Raw genomic sequence first — 20,736 nt, forward strand, 5'->3', positions numbered from 1 at the left:
TTTTTTTTTCTCTTAATAATGGACTATTGCTAATCACTAGTGGAGCGCATGCTGGATTCTCTTATGATTAATTCGCCGGGAAGGATCTCTTCCGTAGAGGCAAGGTTTTCTTTTTGAATGTGTTTCAGTAATAACTCACAAGCGATTCTTCCAATATCAAAAGCCGATTCGGATACGGTGGTAAGTGTGGGGGTAATTAGGGTACAAATAGGATCATTTGTAAATCCTACCACTCCAAAATCCCTACCTATCTGAATGTTTTGTCTTTTGAGTTGAACCATAGCGCCAATGGCTTTTCTGTCATTTACCGCGAAAATAGCGTCGGGTTTGCTTGTTTCCGCCATTAATTTTTTGAGGTCATCAGCTCCACACTCCTGTGAAAATCCGTTGTGAATTATCCATTTTTCCCTTATAGGAATTCCGTGATGTTCCAATGCATCAAGGTATCCATTTAGGCGATTTTGGGTAAACCTCTGGTCTTTTGGTCCAGTAATGTGGGCAATATCTATAAAGCCTTGTGAGATTAAGTGGGCAGTAGCTTCAAAAGCACCATTGTAATCGTCCTGTACTACTTTAGAAGCGTCTAAATTATTGGTTCTATCAAAGAAGACTACAGGGATTCCCTTGTCAATCACCTCATGAATATGGTCATAATTACTGGCACAGGTAGAAATAAGAATTCCATCAAGTCCAGATAGGGTGAGATTCCTCATGATAAGACTTTCTCTTTCCTCTGAATCGTTGGTCAGGTAAAGAATGATATTGTAATTGAATTCATAGGCTATTTTTTGAATTCCGGTAATGACGGTTGAAAAATAGTAATTGGTAATAAAAGGTAAAATTATGCCAATATTATTTGTCCTTCCTTGAGAAAGTCCCCGCGCATTAAAATTTGGTTTATATTTTAATTCTTTGGCTTTTTCCAGTACCAGGTGTTTTGTCTCCGGACTCACATCAAATGTGTCCCGCAAAGCTCTTGAAACAGTAGAAACTGATATATTCAATTCTCTGGCAATATCTTTTATGGTTATCGTCTGACGTAACATTTAAATGTTTATAAAACTGTCCCATAAGATGCTTTTTTTTTGATAAATATGAAATACGAAATGTACAGAACGGTAGAAGAAATTTAAGGTGATGGTTAGATTTGGAAAGATTTTGGATGAGAATTTGATAAAACTAATGGGAATGGCATATGGAGAATAAATTAAACAAAGCATATGATATTTTCCTGTTGCTAGAGATATTGGATGAACCTGCATGTTGAAGAAGCAAATTAAAATTGTATTAAATCAACCAAGTAGTGCTAAGGTTTATTTGAGAAAACCACTAGATTTGCCATGTCTTTAGTGTTGTACTTTAGGAATAATTGAAAAACTTGATTAAAAAAAAAAGTTTGTCTGTATGCGTTCTGGTTATTATTTAAAGTGGAAGAATTTGTATAAGAAGTTTCAAATAAGCAAGTCTCCACAAATGAATTTGGTTTGGGGCTTCTTTTTATACACCATTCTCGGTTGGTGGTTATTATCCATACCGCTTTTCCATAAACAAGATATTTCTTTCATTGACAATTTGTTTATTTCTACCTCCGCTATTTCTACCACTGGCTTGGTGACCATTAGCGTTTATGATTCCTACACATTTTTTGGACAATTCATTGTGCTTGTTCTTATTCAGCTCGGAGGTATTGGTTATATGACATTAACCACCTACTATATTTTGTTTACCACCAAAAAGCTCACTCATTGGCACAGTAAAATTATGGTTGCAGAGTTCACTTTGCCATCTAGCATAAGAATCAATGATTTTATTAAAAGTGTAGTAGTTTTCACCATTGTCATGGAATTATTGGGAGCTGTAGGATTTTATTTTGCTTATGTTCAAGAGGGTATGGGAAATACACAGGCCATTTGGTTCGCTGTTTTTCATAGTGTGTCTTCTTTTTGTACTGCGGGATTTGCTTTATTTAATACCGGGTTTGAAGGGTTCCAGGGAAATATTTGGATCAATGTAATCGTTAGTATTTTAGCAATTTCTGGTTCCTTAGGTTTTATCGTTATTACAGATTTATGGTACCGATTTGCAGGTAAGTCTAAGGAAATTTCTTTCACTACCAGAATAATTGTTTTGGGTTTTATTATTTTACTTTCCTTTGGAACTTTGATCGTGTATTCGACAGAAACGTTGGTTCACAATAATCCTGATGTGGCTTTAATGACATCATTCTTTCAGGCAATGACAGCAATGACAACAGTTGGATTTAATACGATTTCCACAGGAGAGTTGTCCCTACCCATCTTGCTATTCGTTATTTTTCTCATGTATATAGGTGCTTCACCTTCTGGAACGGCAGGAGGAATGAAAATCACTACCCTGACAGCCATGTTTGCCGTATTGAAAAGTCGGCTATTTGGGCAAAAGAAAATTACTTTTATGAACCGACTTATACCTTTTGAAAGGATTTATGTATCCACATCTACTTTCATGCTTTACACAAGTTTGATTTTTTTAACTACCTTTTTGCTTACCTATAGTGAACATTTTCCCTTTGAGCATATATTGTTTGAAGTCGCATCTGCGCTAGGAACTGTAGGCTTGAGTACAGGGATTACTGGCGAATTAACCCTGGTAGGCAAATTACTAATTATTATGCTTATGTTTATTGGACGTGTAGGCGTATTGACTTTTGGCTTTGCTTTGTTGAAAAGGAGGTTTAATAGCGAAATGCCATTAATGCAAGATGACCTGGCCGTTTAAATGAAATTAGCAGGCATTTATAGCCAATTGGTATTGCCTACATTTTGATTCCAAAAATTTCGTTAGGAGACAGGATCGCAAGATCAAACACTTAATATTTTCAATTGACCACCCAGCCCCTAAATCAGTCCTATTATCCCTAGAATACGAAAATATCAGTCACAAAATTTTTATTTAACAGAATAAGATACTAAATTTTAATATGCTTGTAGGTAGGGTTTAATTATGCTGAATTAGAAAGCCCTTTCTGATGCGCATGGGCTGGATAATGCTTTAGGTTGCCTAATGTTTTCTTGCTAAAAAAGTAGATGGAAAGTGGAAGGTGAAATAATGGAGCTTCGGTATGTTAAACAAGTCTATTTGAATTTTCCTATTAGAAATTGATTAGCGATCACCACGTTCTAGTTTAATTTCCAAAGCCCAAATTCAATCAGCCTAAAAATTATTTAACCCGGAAATAGCAATAATATTTTCATCAGGTTAAGAAATTACGCAATAAATATAGAGTCATTTTTAATCAAAGTGGTGCTGCTATTGAAATGTTCGAAATTAATAAAGGTTAACAGATATTGGAGTGGGTTTAGAATAAATTGGAATGAACCGTTCAAATTCGATTTAAAACTATAAATACTATTCTATTGCTGAAGGGTGATTGAGTTATAATTATTATGGGGCTATCCAGTGAAAAAAAAAGAGACCTTCGATTTACACTTAGCCGTGGAGGAAAAACCGTGGAAGCAGAAAAGAATTCTTTTAATAATGTTCAAAATGGCTATGACGATACAGGGCTCTGGAAGCAATTCAAGACTGGGAATGAAGTGGCTTTTTCAGCTATTTATAAACGCTACATTGTAGCCTTATATAATTATGGAGAAATAATTACTCCTGATAAGGAGTTGATCGAAGACAGTATTCATGATCTATTTGTTGAACTATGGAAAAAAAGACAATCAATAGCACAAGTAGAATCTGTTAAATATTATTTGTTCAAAGGTCTTAAAAGGAAAATTGTCAAAAATCTTGAAAAAAAGAGAAAACTACCCCTTAAAGAGGCATTCGAGGACCATGATTTTGAAATAGTATTGTCTCATGAATTTGGTTTAATAGCAGGAGAAATAACTGCAATGCAAAAAGAAAGTATTCTTAAGGCAATTAACCAACTTTCCCGAAGACAAAAAGAAGTAATTGTGCTCCGTTTTTATGAGGGAATGGCCTTTAGCGAGATAGCAAAATTGCTCGAAATAAGCCAAAAATCCACTTATACCCTGGTTTATAGGGCTCTTGCATCCATGAAAGGTAGCCTAGAAAACATACTATTGGTATTGATTGTAATAGAAGCGTTTTGTGTTAGTGATTGAGCTTTATTTATAGTTTAATAGGCTGAAAAAATATTTTTTTTAAAATTTTGTGAATTTTTTGAGGTAATTCTCCTCTTACCTGCCCCTTTATAAATGTACACCGGAAAAATGAAGGTATTTCCCCATCCTTTGTTCCATAAATTAATGTAAATGAAATCGGATATTCATTCTGTTTATAAGTTATTATCAAGCGTTGCTTTCCAAGATTGGATAAAAAACCCTACCGAAGATACGGATAGGTTTTGGGAAGAATGGCAAGATGAGGATCCAAAAAGAAAGCAACAGGTAAAGCAAGCAAAAGCTTTAGCCTCTTCAATAGATTTTAAAAAAACCAGTTCCGAAGATATACGAAAAGAATTGATTTTTAAGCGTATTCAGCATTCAATCAATGAAGATAAGGAAGAACCTGCCCCGGATGGTTTCAAGGTACATAATACTCAAGTAAAGTCTGATTCCTCAAGAATCTTGATGAAATGGGCAGCTGTGTTCATTGGGCTTTTGATAATGAGTGGTATTTACTATTTCGCATTTAATAACAATAACATTACCCATACCACTGCCTTTGGAGAAACCAGAAATATCACCCTTCCTGATGGTTCTGAGGTCAAGCTTAATGGCAATTCTTCGCTAAGTCATTCGGAGGCTTGGGATAGCGGCGAAGAACGGAGCGTATGGTTAGAAGGGGAAGCTTACTTTACAGTTAAACATTTGGGCGCTCAGCAGAAATTCATAGTTCACGCGACTTCGGATTTTAATGTAGAAGTATTAGGAACCGAATTCAATGTCCTTAACCGTGAAGGTAAAACCAAAGTGGTGCTTTCCTCAGGGAAAGTGATGCTTAACCTTCAGAATGAAACCAAAGCAGAACGCTTGCAGATGGCTCCGGGTGAAATGGCAGAGTACATTCATAATGATCAGGTTTTGACTAAGAAGGAAGTAGATCCGATGGTCTATACTTCCTGGAGAAATAACCGCCTAATCTTTGACGATACATCGCTACTTGAAATTAAGTCCATTTTGGAATCGACCTATGGTCTTACAGTAAGGATTGAAGATAAAAGCTTACTGGAAAAGCAAGTGTACGGGTCTGCCCCTAGTAATGATATCTCATTATTACTTAAAGGGCTGGAAAGAAGTCTCGGAAATCAAATTTTAATTGAAGGAAAAATAGTTACCATAAAATAGGGAGTGTATTCAGTGAATGGCTGATACACTAGAGTAGGATTGTGAAGGACAGTAATTGGTCGATATATTATTGAAATTATCTAACCACTAAATAGGCGTAAAATCACGTGACCTCTTCCACCACCACTAAAGGTACTAATCAGAAAAGTGCTGATGGAATTGTAAAATAGCTTTAACCAAAAAGGATCATACTCAGGAAATTATAAAAACTAATTTCTTGAGTATGGTCCAAATCTATAACTAACAACCTAACAATTCCTAGTATGAAAAAACTTAACAAAATTAAATTTTCATTACTCCTCTTTATGATTGGAATAATGAATATTCAAGCCCAGGAACTTGCGCTGGGCGATGACCGACAGACCGGGTATGTGAAGAAAAAAGTCGAGATGAACAATTTAAAGGCTTTGATAAAAAAGCTGGAACCTATGTATGAGGTTTCTATAGTTTGCAACAGTGATTTGGTCCATACAAAAATCCCCTATGAGGTTTCTGATAGGACTAAATCCGTAGAAGAACACCTTACCATGTTGACTTCAAAAAGTAACTTGAGTTATCACAAACTGGACAAAGGATTTTACGTGATTACCAATAAGGAGGAGAAAAGGGCAGCCAATAGTGATGCTGTTCCTATAACGATTCCCTACTCCAAATCAAATCAAGTGAATAAGAGTGAAGCCTCTAAAGTAACGAAAGTCGAAGAGGAAAGAATCACTGGAACTGTGTCATCGAAAAATGGAGAAACACTGCCAGGCGTAAACGTGCTGCTCAAAGGGACCAATATCGGGACAGTTACAGACATGGATGGAAAATTTGTGATTACTGCTCCAAATACAAACGGAACATTGATTTTCTCATTCATAGGGTTTACCTCTCAGGAAATACCAGTAGGAGGCAGGAACATCATAAATGTGACAATGGTAGATGAGTCACAAGCACTTGGTGAAGTAGTGGTTACAGCATTTGGATTGGAAAGGAAAAAAGAATCCCTGGTTTATTCAGTAACGGAGGTAAAAGGGGAAGAGTTTACAAAATCAAGAGAAACGAATTTAGCGAACTCTTTAACAGGAAAGATTGCTGGAGTGAATGCTACAAGTATGGCTAGTGGGCCGGGTAGTTCCAGTCGTGTTGTCATAAGGGGTAATGGTTCTTTGAATGGTAATAACCAGCCGTTATACGTAATCAATGGTATGCCTATTTCAAACAGGCCTTCTACTGTACTTGATCAGGCCAATGGTGCTACTACGGATTTGGGTGATGGGATTTCAAGTATCAATCCTGATGATATCGAGTCTATAAGTGTACTAAAGGGTGGTGCTGCCGCTGCATTGTACGGAAGTCAGGCTGCAAACGGAGTAATCCTGATAACAACCAAAAAAGGGTCTAGACAACAAAAGGGGATTGGTATAGAGCTTAATTCTAATTTTACTTTAGGAACCATCAATATTTTTCCAGAATACCAATACGAATATGGTCAGGGTAGTCAGGGAGTTCGCCCTCAAAGTCAAGGGGAAGCGATCAGTACAGGACGTCTTTCTTATGGTGAACCTATGGATGGCCAACCTTCTATCCAATTTGATGGCGTGGAACGTCCTTATTCAGGCGTTTCAATCAAAGACAATATCAAAGCCTTTTACAGAAATAGTACCAATATAGTCAATACTGTATCTTTTTCAGGTGGAAATGAGTCTATACTTTATAGGGTTTCCGCTTCAGATTTACAGTCTGGTGCCATCGTAGAAGGATCTACTTATGACAGGCAAACAGCAAATGTAAACTTGAAAGCTTTCATGAGTGATAAATTGAGTTTTGACACGCAAATTCAATACAACTATGAAGTAGGTACCAACCGTCCTGGCGTAGGATATGTAGGAACAAATTCTGCATGGGGTGTGTATTTGTTGGCCAATACGGTAGACGTTACGGATTTAGCTCCAGGGTATAATCCTGAAACTGGTCAGGAAGTAGAATGGCAACATGTTAATCAGGCCACCAATCCTTATTTTGCCAGAGACAGAATGGGTAATCAGGATGTGAAAGACAGGGTAATTGCACAAGGTAGTTTAACCTACGACCTATTGCCTAATTTATTTATCAAGGCGGATTTTATGCGAGATTTCAGTAGCTGGAGAGAGGAAGATTACTACCCTGTAGGGACAGCATTTAGACCGCTAGGTACTTATCGTTCTCAAGAAGAACTCCGCACAAGATCCAACGGACGTCTTATTGCCAATTACAATACTACCTTTGGTAACGGTATTAACCTAACAGCCATGGTCGGAGGGAATCTGGAAAGAGATATTCTAGATGTTTCTAACCTTATAGGATCTGAATACATAATTCCAGAGTGGATTAGCCCTGTGAACTTAAATATTTTGGCTCCTTCAAAAGGTTTTTATAGAACAGGTACCAATTCAGTTTTTAGTTCCCTGGATTTTAACTTTAAGGAAACCTACTACTTGAGCATTACTGCTCGACAAGATCAGTTTTCTACCTTGAATCCTGGAAATAATAAAATATTTTATCCATCAATCGGTGGTAGTGTGATTTTATCCAATGCCTTTGACCTTCCAGATGCAATTAGCTTTGCGAAGTTAAGGGGGTCTTGGGCTCAGGTAGGATCTGCCACTGTGGATGCTTACGCTATTAATCAATTGTATGGTTTCCGTCTTGGAGGACATCTGGGCGTGCCGGTACAGACGTCCAGTTCTGCTATTTCTAATCCTGAGTTGAGACCTTTGACGTCTACAACTTCAGAAATAGGTTTTGATGCGCAATTCTTTGACAATAGGTTTGGAATTGATTTTACCCTTTACAGTAAAATCAACCAAGATGACATCGTTTCTACTTCAATAGCCCCTTCTTCAGGTGCTACCTCTACCTTGTTAAATGTAGGAGAAATTAGTAATAAAGGGATAGAGTTGCTTTTAACAGCTAACCCTATAAGAACAGCTGATTTCTCTTGGAATGTAAGTTATAATTTTGCCTACAATAAAAACAGGGTGCTTACGCTAGCACCAGGCCAAGCTACAGGAAACAGTAGTTTGTTGGGCAAAGACTCCAGTACACGTTTTGGAAGAAGCTACGAATACACTGAGGATGGAATAAGAGTGTACAACAGTTTAAGTGGTTATGCAATGCTAGGACCAACCATGCCACTTGGAATAGGTGTTCCCCCTTACACAATGGGATTTGAAAACACCTTTAATTATAAGAACTTTTCTTTAAATGCACTTATTGATGCCAAATTTGGTAACCAATTCTTCTCTCAAGCCAAGCAATACATGTGGAGATTTGGTTTACTAAAGGAAACTTTGCCAGGAAGAGACAATGGTTTGACTGTTGAAGGTGTAGATCAAAATGGGGATGCATTTAGCAAAGATTGGCCTTCAAGCTTTATGTCTACTTATTATAACAATGATGGACAATATGCTGAAAACTTCATGATCGATGGTAGTTTTGTGAAATTAAGAAGTGTGGTGCTGAATTATAATATTCCTGTAGAGAAGTTGAATTTTGTAAATTTAACTACAGCACAAATATCGTTGGTTGCTAGAAACCTTGCCATACTTTACAGAAACTCTGATCATTTCGATCCAGAGCAAGCATCTGATCCTAATAGCAATTCCCAGAATTTTTCAGGAGTTATGCTTCCTAGGACTAGAGAGATAGGTTTTAATTTAAGGATAGGGTTTTAATGAGAAAAATCCTGAATCTTACCAATTTATTTCTTAACCAATATGATATTATGAAAAAGTATTCAAATATATATAAAATAGGTCTAGCCATGGCAGTGGTGGTCATGACCTCCTGTAATGACTTTACGGATAGTCTCAGTGACTTGAATAAAAACCCAAACGCCTATGAAGAAGTGATTCCAGAATTCCTCTTCTCCAATTCAATGCTGGATGGTGTGGCCTTTAACTTCACCAATGGGGCTGATGGGCAGCATTTTATCTTTGCTCAGGCAATGCAACAATTTTCTACCCACTCAGAAGTTAGAGGGACAGGGGATAAATATTTCAATGAAAGTGCAGCGCGTAGTCATTGGGCAGTTTACAATACTGCTCTTGCTGACAATGAGCGGGTGATCAATGTAGTAAAGGAAGATCCCAATTCCATCAACATGCTTTCCGCTGCAAGAATTTGGAAAGTCTATATGTTTCATATTGTTACAGATGTCCATGGAGATGTGCCTTACTTTGAGGCCTTGAAAAGTTCAGAAGGTAATTTACAGCCTAAATATGATACCCAGGAAGTAATTTATGAAGACATGCTAAATGAATTGGAGCAAGCAGCTGCAGCCTTTAATCCTTCTTTGCCAACCTTTGGACCTTCAGACCTGTTTTATGGAGGGGATATAGATAAATGGAAAAAATTTGCCAACTCTCTGATGCTTAGATTGAGCATGCGTTTAACAGAAGTACGACCTGACCTTGCAGAAACTTGGGCCAAAAAAGCCATTGCAGGTGGTGTAATAATAGAGGATGACGAAATTGCTAAGGTTTCTTACCTAGATGGCCAAATCGAACACAGTAGAAACCCTAAAGCGGCTAACCTCCTTGTTCAAGATTACCAAAATCCTCAGGCAGGAGTAAGTAATACGCAAGGAGGTAAATATGCTGAGACCTTTATTGAACACCTTAAAGCTACTGAAGACCCTAGGTTGAATGTGATATCAGTGGTTTGGGTAGATAATCCTGACGGCGATGGTTATGTTTATGATACGGCCACAAATATCCAAAGAGGAATGAAAAACGGTGCCTTATTTGGCGAACCGGATGACTTTCACACCTATTCTGAGCCACATCCAAATACAGTGCTGAATTATGCCAGCCCTGTTTTAACAATGACAAATGCAGAAACCAATCTACTGCTTGCAGAAGCCAGCATTAGAGGATGGTATGGTGGAAGCGCCAAAGCCGCCTATGAAGATGCGGTAAGGGCCGGTATGAGACATTGGGCATTGTTTGGAGATGAAGGGGTAATTGCTCCTGAAAAAATCGAGGCTTATATTGTTAAAAATCCATTTATGGAAAGTGGCTCCTTTGAGGAAAAACTCGAGCAAATTAGTACCCAAAAGTGGGTTTCTCTGTTTCTTGACAATTATGAAATCTTTGCCAACTGGAGAAGAACAGATTATCCAACTTTGACACCAACCAACTATCCTGGTAATATTACAGGTGGTACCATCCCTAGAAGGCTTATTATTCCAGATACCGAATTGAACCTTAATGAGGATAATTTTATGGAAGCCTATGATCGTCAAGGTGTTGGGAACTTATTGACAAGTACTGTATGGTGGGATCCTAAATTCCCGAGGTAGGTTATCTTATTTCTAATTGCATTCAATATATAACCTGGGTTTGATCTAATTAAAAATCGAACCCAGGCCTATGCTTTAACTCAAAACTTGCAATCGCTATTCAACCCGAAATATGCAACGGAATATCTATTACGTGCTGATCCGCCCTGGCGGATAATAACAGCCACTTTGTTGCTGTTATCAACTTTACCTCAGCGACAGGATTTACGAATCCGTGTTCAAGTTTCTGACTGAATTCTATTGTATAATCTGGGTTTTATGGTATTGATAAATAGTCCGATCAAATTAAATATGAAGAGAAAAAAACAAACGATTAGTCAAAATTCCTTTATTTTAAAGCTACTTTTTGGTAAATCCCAATGGCTATTGGCTTTATTATGGATCGTCCCTATAGGGATGGTGAATGCGGATGACTATCCTGGATCTAATTCAACAATACTGAACGAGATCAAAATTGAAAGACATCAGCCAGTAAAAATGCGGGATGGAGTGATCCTTTATGCCGATATTTATCGGCCGGCAAAGGAGGGTAAATATCCTGTTATTTTGACACGTACACCTTATGGTGTACAGCGAGAGGGAGTGCACCATGAACGCATGACCAAGTTTGCCCAAAGAGGGTATGTAGCCATTGTTCAGGATGTCAGAGGTAGATATGAAAGTGAGGGTGTTTGGGACCCATTTAGAGATGAGGCCAATGATGGCTTTGACACCATTGAGTGGGCTGCAAAACTGGAGTGCTCCAATGGAAAAGTGGCCACCCAGGGCGGTAGCTATTTGGGTCATAATCAATGGGCAGCAGCCAGTCAAACGCCTCCAAGTTTAAAAGCAATCTTTCCTTCTGTAGCTTCTACCAATGTATATGCCAACTGGATAACCATGGGAGGCGCTTTTAGACTAAGCTTTAATTATGGTTGGGGAGTGGTAAGAATGCCAAACAAAATCATGTTACCACAAAATTGGCACACGGCTGCTTACACTCCAGAGGAACTAAAATATGAGAACATACTGTATCATTTGCCACTTATGGATGGAGATTTGGTCAGTGCGGGCAAGGCAGTTCCCTTTTACAGGGATTGGGTGACCCATGAGTCTTATGACGAGTACTGGAAATCCGTAAGTGATGAAGAGCGATTTAGTAAGATCACCGTTCCTGCATACAACACCGGAGGATGGTTTGATATCTTCGTGATGGGTACCATCAACGGATACGTGGGCATGAAAAACAATGGTGGAACTCCTGAGGCCAGAAAAGGTACTAAATTACTTATCGGGCCCTGGGGGCATGGTCCATCTACAGCATTTGGGGACATGGAATTTACCGAGGATGCTTATGTAGATCTATTTGAGAATGAATTGAGGTATTATGACTTTTACCTGAAAGGTATTCAAAACGGTTTGGACAAAGAAAAGCCAGTTCAAATATACTACATGGGTGAAAACAAATGGCGCCATGAAGACGACTGGCCTATTCCTGGTACAGTATACAAAGAATTGTACCTTGGTGGAGATGCGCCGGCTAATTCAGTAAGAGGAGGGGGTAGTTTAAGTTTTGAAAAACCAAGCAAAGCAGCCCAAGACCATTATGCCTATGATCCAGAAGTCCCTGTTCCTACTTATGGAGGAAACAATTGTTGTGGTACACCCACTCCATCAGGGCCTAAAGACCAGCGGACCCTTGAGAGGAGAAACGATATTTTGGTTTATACTTCTGAGTTTTTGACAGATCCTGTAAGCATTGCAGGACCAGTTTCCATGAAACTATTTGCAGCTACAGACGGGCTCGATACAGATTGGATGATCAAGCTGGTAGATGTTTACCCTGATGGAAGTGCTTACCCAATATCTGAAGGGATATTACGAGCTAAATTCAGAAATGGAACAGATAAATTAGAGCTATTGAAACCCAATAAGGTGTATGAATACGAAATTACCCTTACTGGAACGGCCAACGTGTTTCTTCCTGGTCACCGAATTAGGGTAGACATTACTTCAAGTAATTTTCCACAGTTTGATAGGAACCCGAATACGGGAGCTCCATTGGGTACCAGCACTGAGACGAGGATAGCCCAACAAACGATACATCATGGAGGGCCAAAGCCTAGTCACATAGTTTTGCCTGTTGTTTCAGGTTTTTAAAAATATAGAATAAGATTACCACCATTTACGAATAACCACTAATTTGCTAATCCATTCTCTGAAGTTAATTCGGGGAATGGATTATTTACTAAAATACCAATGCAGGTGCTTAGGGTGCTAGAGTACCCTGATTTACGGTAGAATTGTACCATTCATCAAAAATGGCCAGCCAAAATCATCAATAAATGCCTGATTTAAATTAAGATTCGCATATTTGAAGGTCTTTTATCACCATAAATTTTAAATTTACTACCACTATGACAATTAAAATTTACCAAATACTATCGCTGACAATAGTTTTATTGTTAGGCCATATGCAACTCATTTTTGCACAAAATTCAGGTAACGATCCCGAAGCCAAATTAAAGGAAATGGGAATTGTCCTTGAAACCCCTGGCGATCCTACGGCTAACTTCGTATTGGCAGTTCAGGTCGGAAACCTTATTTTCCTTTCCGGACATGGTCCAATGCAGGAAAATGGCGAATACATGAAAGGGAAAGTTGGTTCTGAGCTGACTGTAGAAGAAGGCGCAGTGGCCGCCAGGTTAACTGGTATATCACTTTTAACATCCCTCAAACACACCATTGGTTCCCTTAATCGAGTAAAAAGAATTGTAAAGGTGCTTGGAATGGTGAATTGTGAACCTACTTTTGAGCAACAACCAATAGTTATGCATGGATTCTCCGATTTTATGGTTGAAGTATTCGGGGAGAGTGGCAAACATGCGCGTTCTGCTGTAGGTATGGGTTCTTTACCTTTTGGTATTCCTGTAGAAATTGAAATGATAGTAGAGTTGAAAGAAGAATAGATCCATAACATTAAATCAATCACCTAACATTTATAATACCATTTGCTTTGAAAATACATGGGATTTATAAAATTATAATAGCCTGCGCCATCTTGCTTTTCATAGCAGTATTGGTGTTGCTATTCACTCAGCATACAAGCTACTTAGGCCCGATTCTGATGGCATTTTTTTTATTGACAGCCATTGGAGTTAGGGCATTTCCAGCAACAAAAGGACTTTCGTTTACCTTAATAATACTTGCAGTCGTTTCCACGGCATTGTATTTCCCCGATTATTTTCTTGAATTCAAGGGGTATGAATTGGCAGGTTTAATTACTCCTCTGATTCAAGTGATCATGTTTGGAATGGGGACCTCCATGGGGATCAAAGATTTTATCGCCTTAGGGAAATCCCCCAAATCAGTGATTGTTGGAGTAGTGGCCCAGTTTTTATTGATGCCATTGATAGCCTTTGGACTGGCTACTGTAAGCGGTTTTTCTCCGGAAATTTCTGCTGGCCTTATACTATTGGGGTGTGCACCAGTCTCAGTTGCTTCTCCCGTTATGGCCTATCTGGCAAAAGCCAATGTAGCCCTTTGCATAACCATCGTGTCGGTGACGACCCTTTTGGCACCACTATTTATTCCTGTTTTGATGAAATTTTATGCAGGAGGGTTCATTCCAATAGATGTATTAGGCATGATGTGGGGAATTGTGAAAATGGTGCTGATTCCTATCGGGGCAGGTCTTATTTTCAATAAATTCCTGCACGGAAAGGCCAAGTGGTTGGATGCTTCTATGCCTATAGTTTCTATGGTAGGCATCGCTTTAATAGTGGCTATAATTATGGCAGCAGGAAGGGAAAGCCTACTGAATATGGGCATGATGCTGGTATTTATGGTGTTGGTGCTAAACTTGGCAGGGTATTTTTCTGCCTATTGGATGGCAAGGTTTTTCAAACTGGAAGAGCAACATTGTAGAACCATCTCCCTTACTACAGGCATGCAAAATGCTGGGCTTGTTTCAGGAATTGCCAAAGAAATGGGTAAAATTGCAACTGTAGGCTTGGCTTCCGCAGTTTGTGGCCCGCTGATGGGATTCACTTCTTCGGTTTTGGCTTCCTATTGGAATGGAAAAAAGACCCCAGAATCCACTTCAGCAATTCAATCAGAGTCTATTCTAGACAATTCAAATGTCAGTAAAAATGTGTCCAATTAATTTCAATAGGGCATATTATTTTAAATAAAGCTTTGGTTGCAAAGGTCTTGTTCCAGACTTATACATTCAGAGTCATTAAAACAATAAATGATTTAAATATGAAAACCAACTATAAAAAACACTTCGCTTTTACCTGCGCATTGGTAGGAGTGATCATGATCACCACTATCGCAAATACTTTCGCTCAGGTAGCCAAAGACAACCTTCGTCCTGCGGCAATTGGGAAACAAGGGATGGTTGCTTCAGCAAACCCTTTGGCAAGTCTCGCAGGTCAAAAAATGTTGGCCAACGGAGGGAATGCCATTGATGCCATAGTGGCAGCGGCGGCTTCTTTAAATGCCGTAGAACCTTATATGTCTGGTACAGCTGGTGTTGGGTACATGCTTTATTATTCTGCCAAAGATGACAAGGTCAGGTCACTCGTTTTTGGTGGCTGGGTGCCAAAATCTTTTAAGACACAATCTTTAAAAGGTGAAGCCAAAGCTGCAGATGGTGCAGGCCATGGCGCCATTGAAACAGTAGGGCCAAAAATCGTTGCCATTCCTGGTAACCTTGCAGGTTGGAACAGGGCATTGGAAGATTATGGAACCATGTCTCTCAAAGAAGTATTTGCGCCCACAATTGAATATTTAGAGAATGGAATACCCATCACAGAGTTTGATGAAGCCATGTGGAAAGGAACAGTGGAAAGGGTAAAGCCCCACAAAGAATCTGTAGCCATCCTTTTTAAGGACGGCGAAAATCCATATGAAATTGGAGATATATTTACCAATAAGCCATTGGCTAGAACCATGAACCGAATTGCTGACGAAGGAATTGAGGTGTTTTACCAAGGAGATATTGCTCAGCAAATAGCCGCTGCTTTTAAAAAAGACGGTGGTTTTATAACGGTAGAGGATTTGGCAATGGTTCCAGGACGTGTCCAATGGACAGAACCTATCTCTATAGACTACAGAGGATATAAAGTCTACAATAACCCTCCTCCAGGTATGGGGATTCAGCAGTTGCAGACACTGAAAATCATGGAAGGCTTTGACTTAAAAGCCATGGGCCACAACAGCACCGAATACCTTGCCCATTTGATGGAAGCCATTTATTTTAGTAGAATAGATACTGACAAGTATGTTGGTGACCCTGACTATGTAGATGTTCCGGTAGATAGGTTGCTTTCAGATAGTTATATTGATGGTCAGCGCAAGAAAGTAATAGAAAGAGTGAAAAACCGTAAAATTGCACACAAAAGTGATTTCACTGAGGCTGAGCTTGAGTTGTTGGGGAATTTGAAAGACAATATGGATCCAAAGTACACCTATGCAACTACCAGTCTTTCAGCGATGGATCAATGGGGCAATGCTGTGGTGATCATTCAGACACATGGTGGAGGTTTCGGTTCCGGTTATGTAGCTGGCAAAACCGGTTTGATTTTCAATAGCGCCATTGATTGGATGGAAAAAACACCTGGATTGGCCAATAGTGTTGAGCCATGGAAAGCCGTAGGCTGGTGTGTAGGAGGAATGATGCAATTTCACATAGATGGCAAACCTGAAATGGTCGTAGGCTCTCCAGGAAGTTTTGGGATTTTGCAGTCTGTACCTCAGGTGGCCATGAATTATGTTGATTTCGGCATGAACATTCAGGATGCCATCAGCGCGCCAAGATTCCGTTGGAAAGATGAATTGGGATCTGTTCCAGCCAAGGAAATAATTATAGAAACAAGGGTGGACAATGAGGTACTCAAAAGTTTAAGGCAAATGGGCTACCTTTTGGATACAAGCCTTGGAGATTGGTCCATGACAGTAGGCGGAGCGCAAGGTGTTTCCGTTGATAGAAAAACTGGCTGGATCATGGGGGGGGCTGACCCAAGACGGAATGGTTATGCAGTAGGCTGGTAAAATAAAGGCTGCAAATGGCTTAATTTTCCATTGCTCATTAAGCTTAATGCATAAATGACAAGAAATCTTAACTAAAGAACCGGAACGCTGTAATAGAATAGCTATTGCTCTTTCGGGTTTTAACCACTATTGGCAATAATCATGAATAAGGAGAAAGAAAATCCACGGAGAAATTTTATAAAAAAGTCAGCTTTGGCCGCTACGGCAATTAATTTATCGGGCATGTTCTGGGAGTCTGAAGCAAAAGCCATGGCAAAGGTCATTGAGCTGAACAGTGATAAACCTGCATCTGCTCAAAAGACCGTCGCACTGATTGCTAACATTTACAGAAACAGTGCGCATGCCGATGTTATCGCCACCAAGCTTTTTGCAGGTATCCCTACAGATGATGGAATGGTGGCCCCTCAGGTAAAGATTGTGTCAGTATGGATTGATCAAATTGGCGACAATGATACTGGGGTACAAATTGCAGGTATGAACGATGCAAAAATGTACGATACCATTGCCGGAGCCCTGACCCTTGGAGGGGACAAACTGGCTGTAGATGCCGTGATTTATGTGGGAGAGCATGGCGATTATGACAAGAGTCGCTATGGGATAAAAATGTACCCTCGGATGAATTACCTTGAGCAGATTTTCAGGGTCTTTGATGCCTCCAACAAATCTGTCCCTTTGTTTTCTGACAAGCATTTGGCTTATAGTTGGTTGGATAGCAAGTGGGTTTACGACAGGTCTAAGGAACTAAATGTACCCATGATGGCAGGGTCTTCTTTGCCATTTTGCTGGAGGGATAAACCTTTGGAGCATCCTCTAGGTGTAAAAATTTCTGAAGCAGTAGGTGTTGGTTATGCCTCTTTGGATGCTTATGGCTTTCATGTGGCAGAGATTCTGCAATGCATGGTGGAAAGAAGAGAAGGAGGGGAAACTGGTGTGTCCAGTGTACTAGGACTTAGTGGAGCCGATGTCTGGAAAGCCATGGATGATGGTCGTATCAACCTTGAGTTGGTGAATGCTGCTTGTAATAAAATACAAGGTAGAAAAGAAGGGAATATGAGGGATTTGGTGGAAGAGCCAAATGCCATTATTGTTGAATACACAGATGGTACCAAGGGAGCGATTGTGATGCTCACCGGTTATGTCAATCAAGGTTGGGCTTATGCTGCCAATACTGCTCAAGGACAGGTGGCTACTGAGTTTGTGCTAGACCATAGCATGAGCTATTCTCACTTCAGTTACTTGACACTTAATATCCAGAAGTTCATTGTTACAGGCAAGCCTACCGCTCCAGTGGAAAGAACACTGCTTACCAGTGGTATTTCAGATATGGGTATCCGCTCTCTTGTAGATGGTAAAAAGATGGAAACCCCATTCTTGAATATCAAATATTCCGCAGCAGGATTTGAGCCTATAAGACCTACGGCCCCTCGTCCAGAAGGACAAAGTGTAGGACCATGGCCTCCTAAAGGCTATGAATTTATTATTCCTGAAAGGTTTAAAAAATAAAAATCGGGACAGCTTAAAGGCATTTTCAAAAAATTGCAAGCGTCATCTACGAGGTTTTTCCCCTCATAGATGACGCTTTTTTTATTTATTGGTCCGGTTTTCAAAAGCTAGCGTTATTCAGATACGCATCAGCCTATCCTGATAATTTTAAATCCCTCATTAAAGGAGGAATTGCTGATTTGGGAATTTAATACTGTTACGGAAAGAATGTAATAGGCCAACCAAATGCAAAATCAGGTACGAACAAGTCAGTCCTGAAAACACGAACCCCCCCTTTCTCTAAAGGGGGGCATGAATTTGGATTTTGAACAGCTTCTAGCCCGTTTTTTTTTTGGTTAATTAAACATTTGACCAGTTGATTCTTTAGGTTTGCCTTCCTTCTATATTATTGTTGGGCATCGGTTTTGGTATTCCTAATTCAAAACGTAGAAGCCTGAAGGGCTGAAACTATAATAGCCACGGGTGAAGCCCGTGGTAATGGAAATCTAAACGATCTTGATTTTGGCGGTATTGTTGCGCCTTTTCTGCAACAATGCTGACAAAATCATATTTACTTATATCCATAGCATTTTTTTGCCTGCCAGATGGGAATTAGTAAATTAGTCTACTCAAAGGCACCTAATCCGGCTTAATTTGAAAAAAACTTTTTATTATTATCCCAAAGCCCTAATTTTCCTACTTATAACAATAAATCATATACTTAATGGAAAAATATTCTTCTATAATAGCAGGTTTGCTTCTGTTTCTTGGCCTTACAGGCTGTAGTCAACCACCTGAAGAGCAAGAGACCTCTGATCGTCCGAACATAGTATTTATCATGTCAGATGATCATGCCTATCAGGCCATTTCTGCTTATGACAATACACTGCTCGAAACCCCAAATATTGATAGAATTGCAAAGATGGGTATGCTTTTCACCAATGCCTCGGTGACAAACTCCATTTGTGCCCCTTCCAGAGCCACGATTTTGACAGGAAAGCACAGCCATATCAATGGAAAGGTAGACAACCATTTTCCTTTTGACACCACCAATGTGACTTTCCCGCAGATTTTTCAGGAAGAAGGCTACCAAACAGCCATGTTTGGCAAGTTGCATTTTGGCAATAGCCCCAAAGGTTTTGATCAGTTCAAAATCCTACCCGGACAAGGGAAATACTACAATCCGGATTTTATTACCAAGGATGAAGGGAAAATTCAAGTGGAGGGTTATGTCACAGATATTATCACTGATATGACACTCAACTGGTTAGAAAATGAGCGAACAAAGGAAGATCCTTTCTTGCTTTTCTACCTGCACAAAGCACCACACCGAGAATGGCTACCTGCCGGAAGACATGTAGCAGAGTTTACTGAAAGAACTTTCCCGGAGCCTGCTACGCTCTTTGATGATTATTCCGGAAGAGGTCGTGCGGCGCATGAAGCTGAAATGAATTTACTTACGGACATGCACTGGGGAGGCGACTCTAAAATCCCACCGTCAGTGATGGATGAATTGGGCATTGCTCCCAATTCCAGCTGGGACAAGGCGGCCTTTGATGGCGAAGTTGGACGTATGAATCCTGAGCAGCGAGCGGTATGGGATGCCTCTTACAATCCTATGATCGAGGATTTTAAGAAAGCCTATCCCAATATGACGGATAAGGATAAAATGAAATGGAGGTATCAGCGCTATATGCAGGATTATTTGGGTACCATTAAGGCTGTGGATGAAAATGTAGGTCGTGTGTTGGACTATTTGGAGGCCAATGGCCTGATGGAAAACACCATTATTGTGTATACGTCAGATCAAGGTTTTTATCTTGGTGAGCATGGCTGGTTTGACAAACGCTTTGTATATGACGAATCCTTTAAAACACCATTGTTGGTAGCTTGGCCTGGTAGGGTAGCTGCAGGCACCAAAACGGATGAAATGGTTCAAAACCTGGATTTTGCGCAGACTTTCCTGGCAGCTGCAGGAATAGAAGCTCCCCAAGATATGCAGGGGGAAAGCCTATTGCCACTTTTGACAGGAGAAGGAGAGTGGACCCGTGATGCGGTATATTATCATTATTACGAATACCCCTCTGTGCACATGGTAAAACGTCATTATGCCATTGTCACTAAAGAGTACAAACTGGTGCATTACTATTTTGATGCGGATGAGTGGGAACTTATTGATAGAATCAATGACCCTATGGAGCTGAAAAATGTCTATGACGATCCTGCTTATGCCGACGTTCAAGCGGAATTGCATGAAAAACTGGACGGCTTAAGAGAAAAATATGGCGATAACTCCGAAATCTCCCAAAAATACCTGAACGAGTACCTGGATTTTCTTCAGGAAAGGGAATCCTACGCAGGAGGTAAAAACACCGAATTGTTAGATAAAATATTTGAGGAGCGAGAGCTTTCAGATAAATAAGTATTAGGAACCAATTGCTTTTAAATTTCAAGGCTTTTATTCCCCTGTCATCTTTAATAGGCGGCAGGGGATATTTTTTATAAAATGTACCTCCAGAGTCAAATAAAAGCGCAATTGATTTAATTGGAATGATCTGAGTAAATACAAAATCAGGTACCCATCCGACAATT

At 39.7% G+C, this 20,736-nt stretch carries 12 protein-coding genes; 11 read left to right on the forward strand and 1 reads right to left on the reverse strand.

Annotation, left to right across the window (positions count from 1 at the left end; all coding sequences use genetic code 11):
• Positions 1–29: 29 nt before the first annotated feature.
• Positions 30–1,046 carry a LacI family DNA-binding transcriptional regulator gene (locus tag AAC073_RS02790; RefSeq protein WP_339922313.1) on the reverse strand — a complete coding sequence of 339 codons (1,017 nt, stop codon included), beginning with the start codon at positions 1,044–1,046 and terminating at the stop codon, positions 30–32.
• A 391-nt stretch (positions 1,047–1,437) separates the two neighbouring features.
• Here AAC073_RS02790 and AAC073_RS02795 point away from each other — a divergent pair, with 391 nt between their 5' ends.
• The 11 genes from AAC073_RS02795 to AAC073_RS02845 all read left to right on the forward strand — a co-directional run bounded on the left by AAC073_RS02795 (position 1,438) and on the right by AAC073_RS02845 (position 20,566).
• Positions 1,438–2,757, forward strand: a complete 1,320-nt coding sequence (locus tag AAC073_RS02795) for a potassium transporter TrkG (RefSeq protein ID WP_339922314.1) — start codon at positions 1,438–1,440, stop codon at positions 2,755–2,757.
• A gap of 668 nt (positions 2,758–3,425) precedes the next feature.
• A complete protein-coding gene (locus AAC073_RS02800; protein ID WP_339922315.1) occupies positions 3,426–4,115 on the forward strand; it encodes a sigma-70 family RNA polymerase sigma factor in 690 nt (229 codons plus the stop codon).
• Between the two features lie 150 nt (positions 4,116–4,265).
• Positions 4,266–5,300, forward strand: a complete 1,035-nt coding sequence (locus tag AAC073_RS02805) for a FecR domain-containing protein (RefSeq protein WP_339922316.1) — start codon at positions 4,266–4,268, stop codon at positions 5,298–5,300.
• A 263-nt stretch (positions 5,301–5,563) separates the two neighbouring features.
• Entirely contained in the window at positions 5,564–8,998 is a 3,435-nt protein-coding gene (locus AAC073_RS02810) for a SusC/RagA family TonB-linked outer membrane protein (RefSeq protein ID WP_339922317.1), read from the forward strand.
• A 50-nt stretch (positions 8,999–9,048) separates the two neighbouring features.
• A complete protein-coding gene (locus AAC073_RS02815) occupies positions 9,049–10,626 on the forward strand; it encodes a SusD/RagB family nutrient-binding outer membrane lipoprotein (protein WP_339922318.1) in 1,578 nt (525 codons plus the stop codon).
• A 291-nt stretch (positions 10,627–10,917) separates the two neighbouring features.
• Positions 10,918–12,765, forward strand: a complete 1,848-nt coding sequence (locus AAC073_RS02820; RefSeq protein ID WP_339922319.1) for a CocE/NonD family hydrolase — start codon at positions 10,918–10,920, stop codon at positions 12,763–12,765.
• Between the two features lie 257 nt (positions 12,766–13,022).
• A complete protein-coding gene (locus AAC073_RS02825; protein WP_339922320.1) occupies positions 13,023–13,574 on the forward strand; it encodes a RidA family protein in 552 nt (183 codons plus the stop codon).
• A gap of 158 nt (positions 13,575–13,732) precedes the next feature.
• A complete protein-coding gene (locus tag AAC073_RS02830) occupies positions 13,733–14,770 on the forward strand; it encodes a bile acid:sodium symporter family protein (protein WP_339922321.1) in 1,038 nt (345 codons plus the stop codon).
• Positions 14,771–14,868: 98 nt separating this feature from the next.
• Positions 14,869–16,662, forward strand: coding sequence for a gamma-glutamyltransferase (gene ggt / locus AAC073_RS02835; RefSeq protein ID WP_339922322.1), 1,794 nt, complete (start codon positions 14,869–14,871; stop codon positions 16,660–16,662).
• A 141-nt stretch (positions 16,663–16,803) separates the two neighbouring features.
• Positions 16,804–18,165 (forward strand): hypothetical protein, encoded by a 1,362-nt coding sequence (locus AAC073_RS02840; RefSeq protein WP_339922323.1) that lies wholly within the window; start codon positions 16,804–16,806, stop codon positions 18,163–18,165.
• A gap of 703 nt (positions 18,166–18,868) precedes the next feature.
• Entirely contained in the window at positions 18,869–20,566 is a 1,698-nt protein-coding gene (locus AAC073_RS02845; RefSeq protein WP_339922324.1) for a sulfatase, read from the forward strand.
• The last annotated feature ends 170 nt before the right edge of the window (positions 20,567–20,736 follow it).

The sequence above is a fragment of the uncultured Cyclobacterium sp. genome (assembly GCF_963977555.1).
Taxonomy (GTDB): domain Bacteria; phylum Bacteroidota; class Bacteroidia; order Cytophagales; family Cyclobacteriaceae; genus Cyclobacterium.

What these genes read in the sequence shown, in the direction of transcription:
- AAC073_RS02790 (WP_339922313.1), bottom strand. Translation starts at nt 1,046, where the DNA reads ATGTTACGTCAGACGATAACCATAAAAGATATTGCCAGAGAATTGAAT.
- AAC073_RS02800 (WP_339922315.1), top strand. Translation starts at nt 3,426, where the DNA reads ATGGGGCTATCCAGTGAAAAAAAAAGAGACCTTCGATTTACACTTAGC.
- AAC073_RS02805 (WP_339922316.1), top strand. Translation starts at nt 4,266, where the DNA reads ATGAAATCGGATATTCATTCTGTTTATAAGTTATTATCAAGCGTTGCT.
- AAC073_RS02810 (WP_339922317.1), top strand. Translation starts at nt 5,564, where the DNA reads ATGAAAAAACTTAACAAAATTAAATTTTCATTACTCCTCTTTATGATT.
- AAC073_RS02815 (WP_339922318.1), top strand. Translation starts at nt 9,049, where the DNA reads ATGAAAAAGTATTCAAATATATATAAAATAGGTCTAGCCATGGCAGTG.
- AAC073_RS02820 (WP_339922319.1), top strand. Translation starts at nt 10,918, where the DNA reads ATGAAGAGAAAAAAACAAACGATTAGTCAAAATTCCTTTATTTTAAAG.
- AAC073_RS02825 (WP_339922320.1), top strand. Translation starts at nt 13,023, where the DNA reads ATGACAATTAAAATTTACCAAATACTATCGCTGACAATAGTTTTATTG.
- AAC073_RS02830 (WP_339922321.1), top strand. Translation starts at nt 13,733, where the DNA reads ATGGCATTTTTTTTATTGACAGCCATTGGAGTTAGGGCATTTCCAGCA.
- ggt (WP_339922322.1), top strand. Translation starts at nt 14,869, where the DNA reads ATGAAAACCAACTATAAAAAACACTTCGCTTTTACCTGCGCATTGGTA.
- AAC073_RS02840 (WP_339922323.1), top strand. Translation starts at nt 16,804, where the DNA reads ATGAATAAGGAGAAAGAAAATCCACGGAGAAATTTTATAAAAAAGTCA.
- AAC073_RS02845 (WP_339922324.1), top strand. Translation starts at nt 18,869, where the DNA reads ATGGAAAAATATTCTTCTATAATAGCAGGTTTGCTTCTGTTTCTTGGC.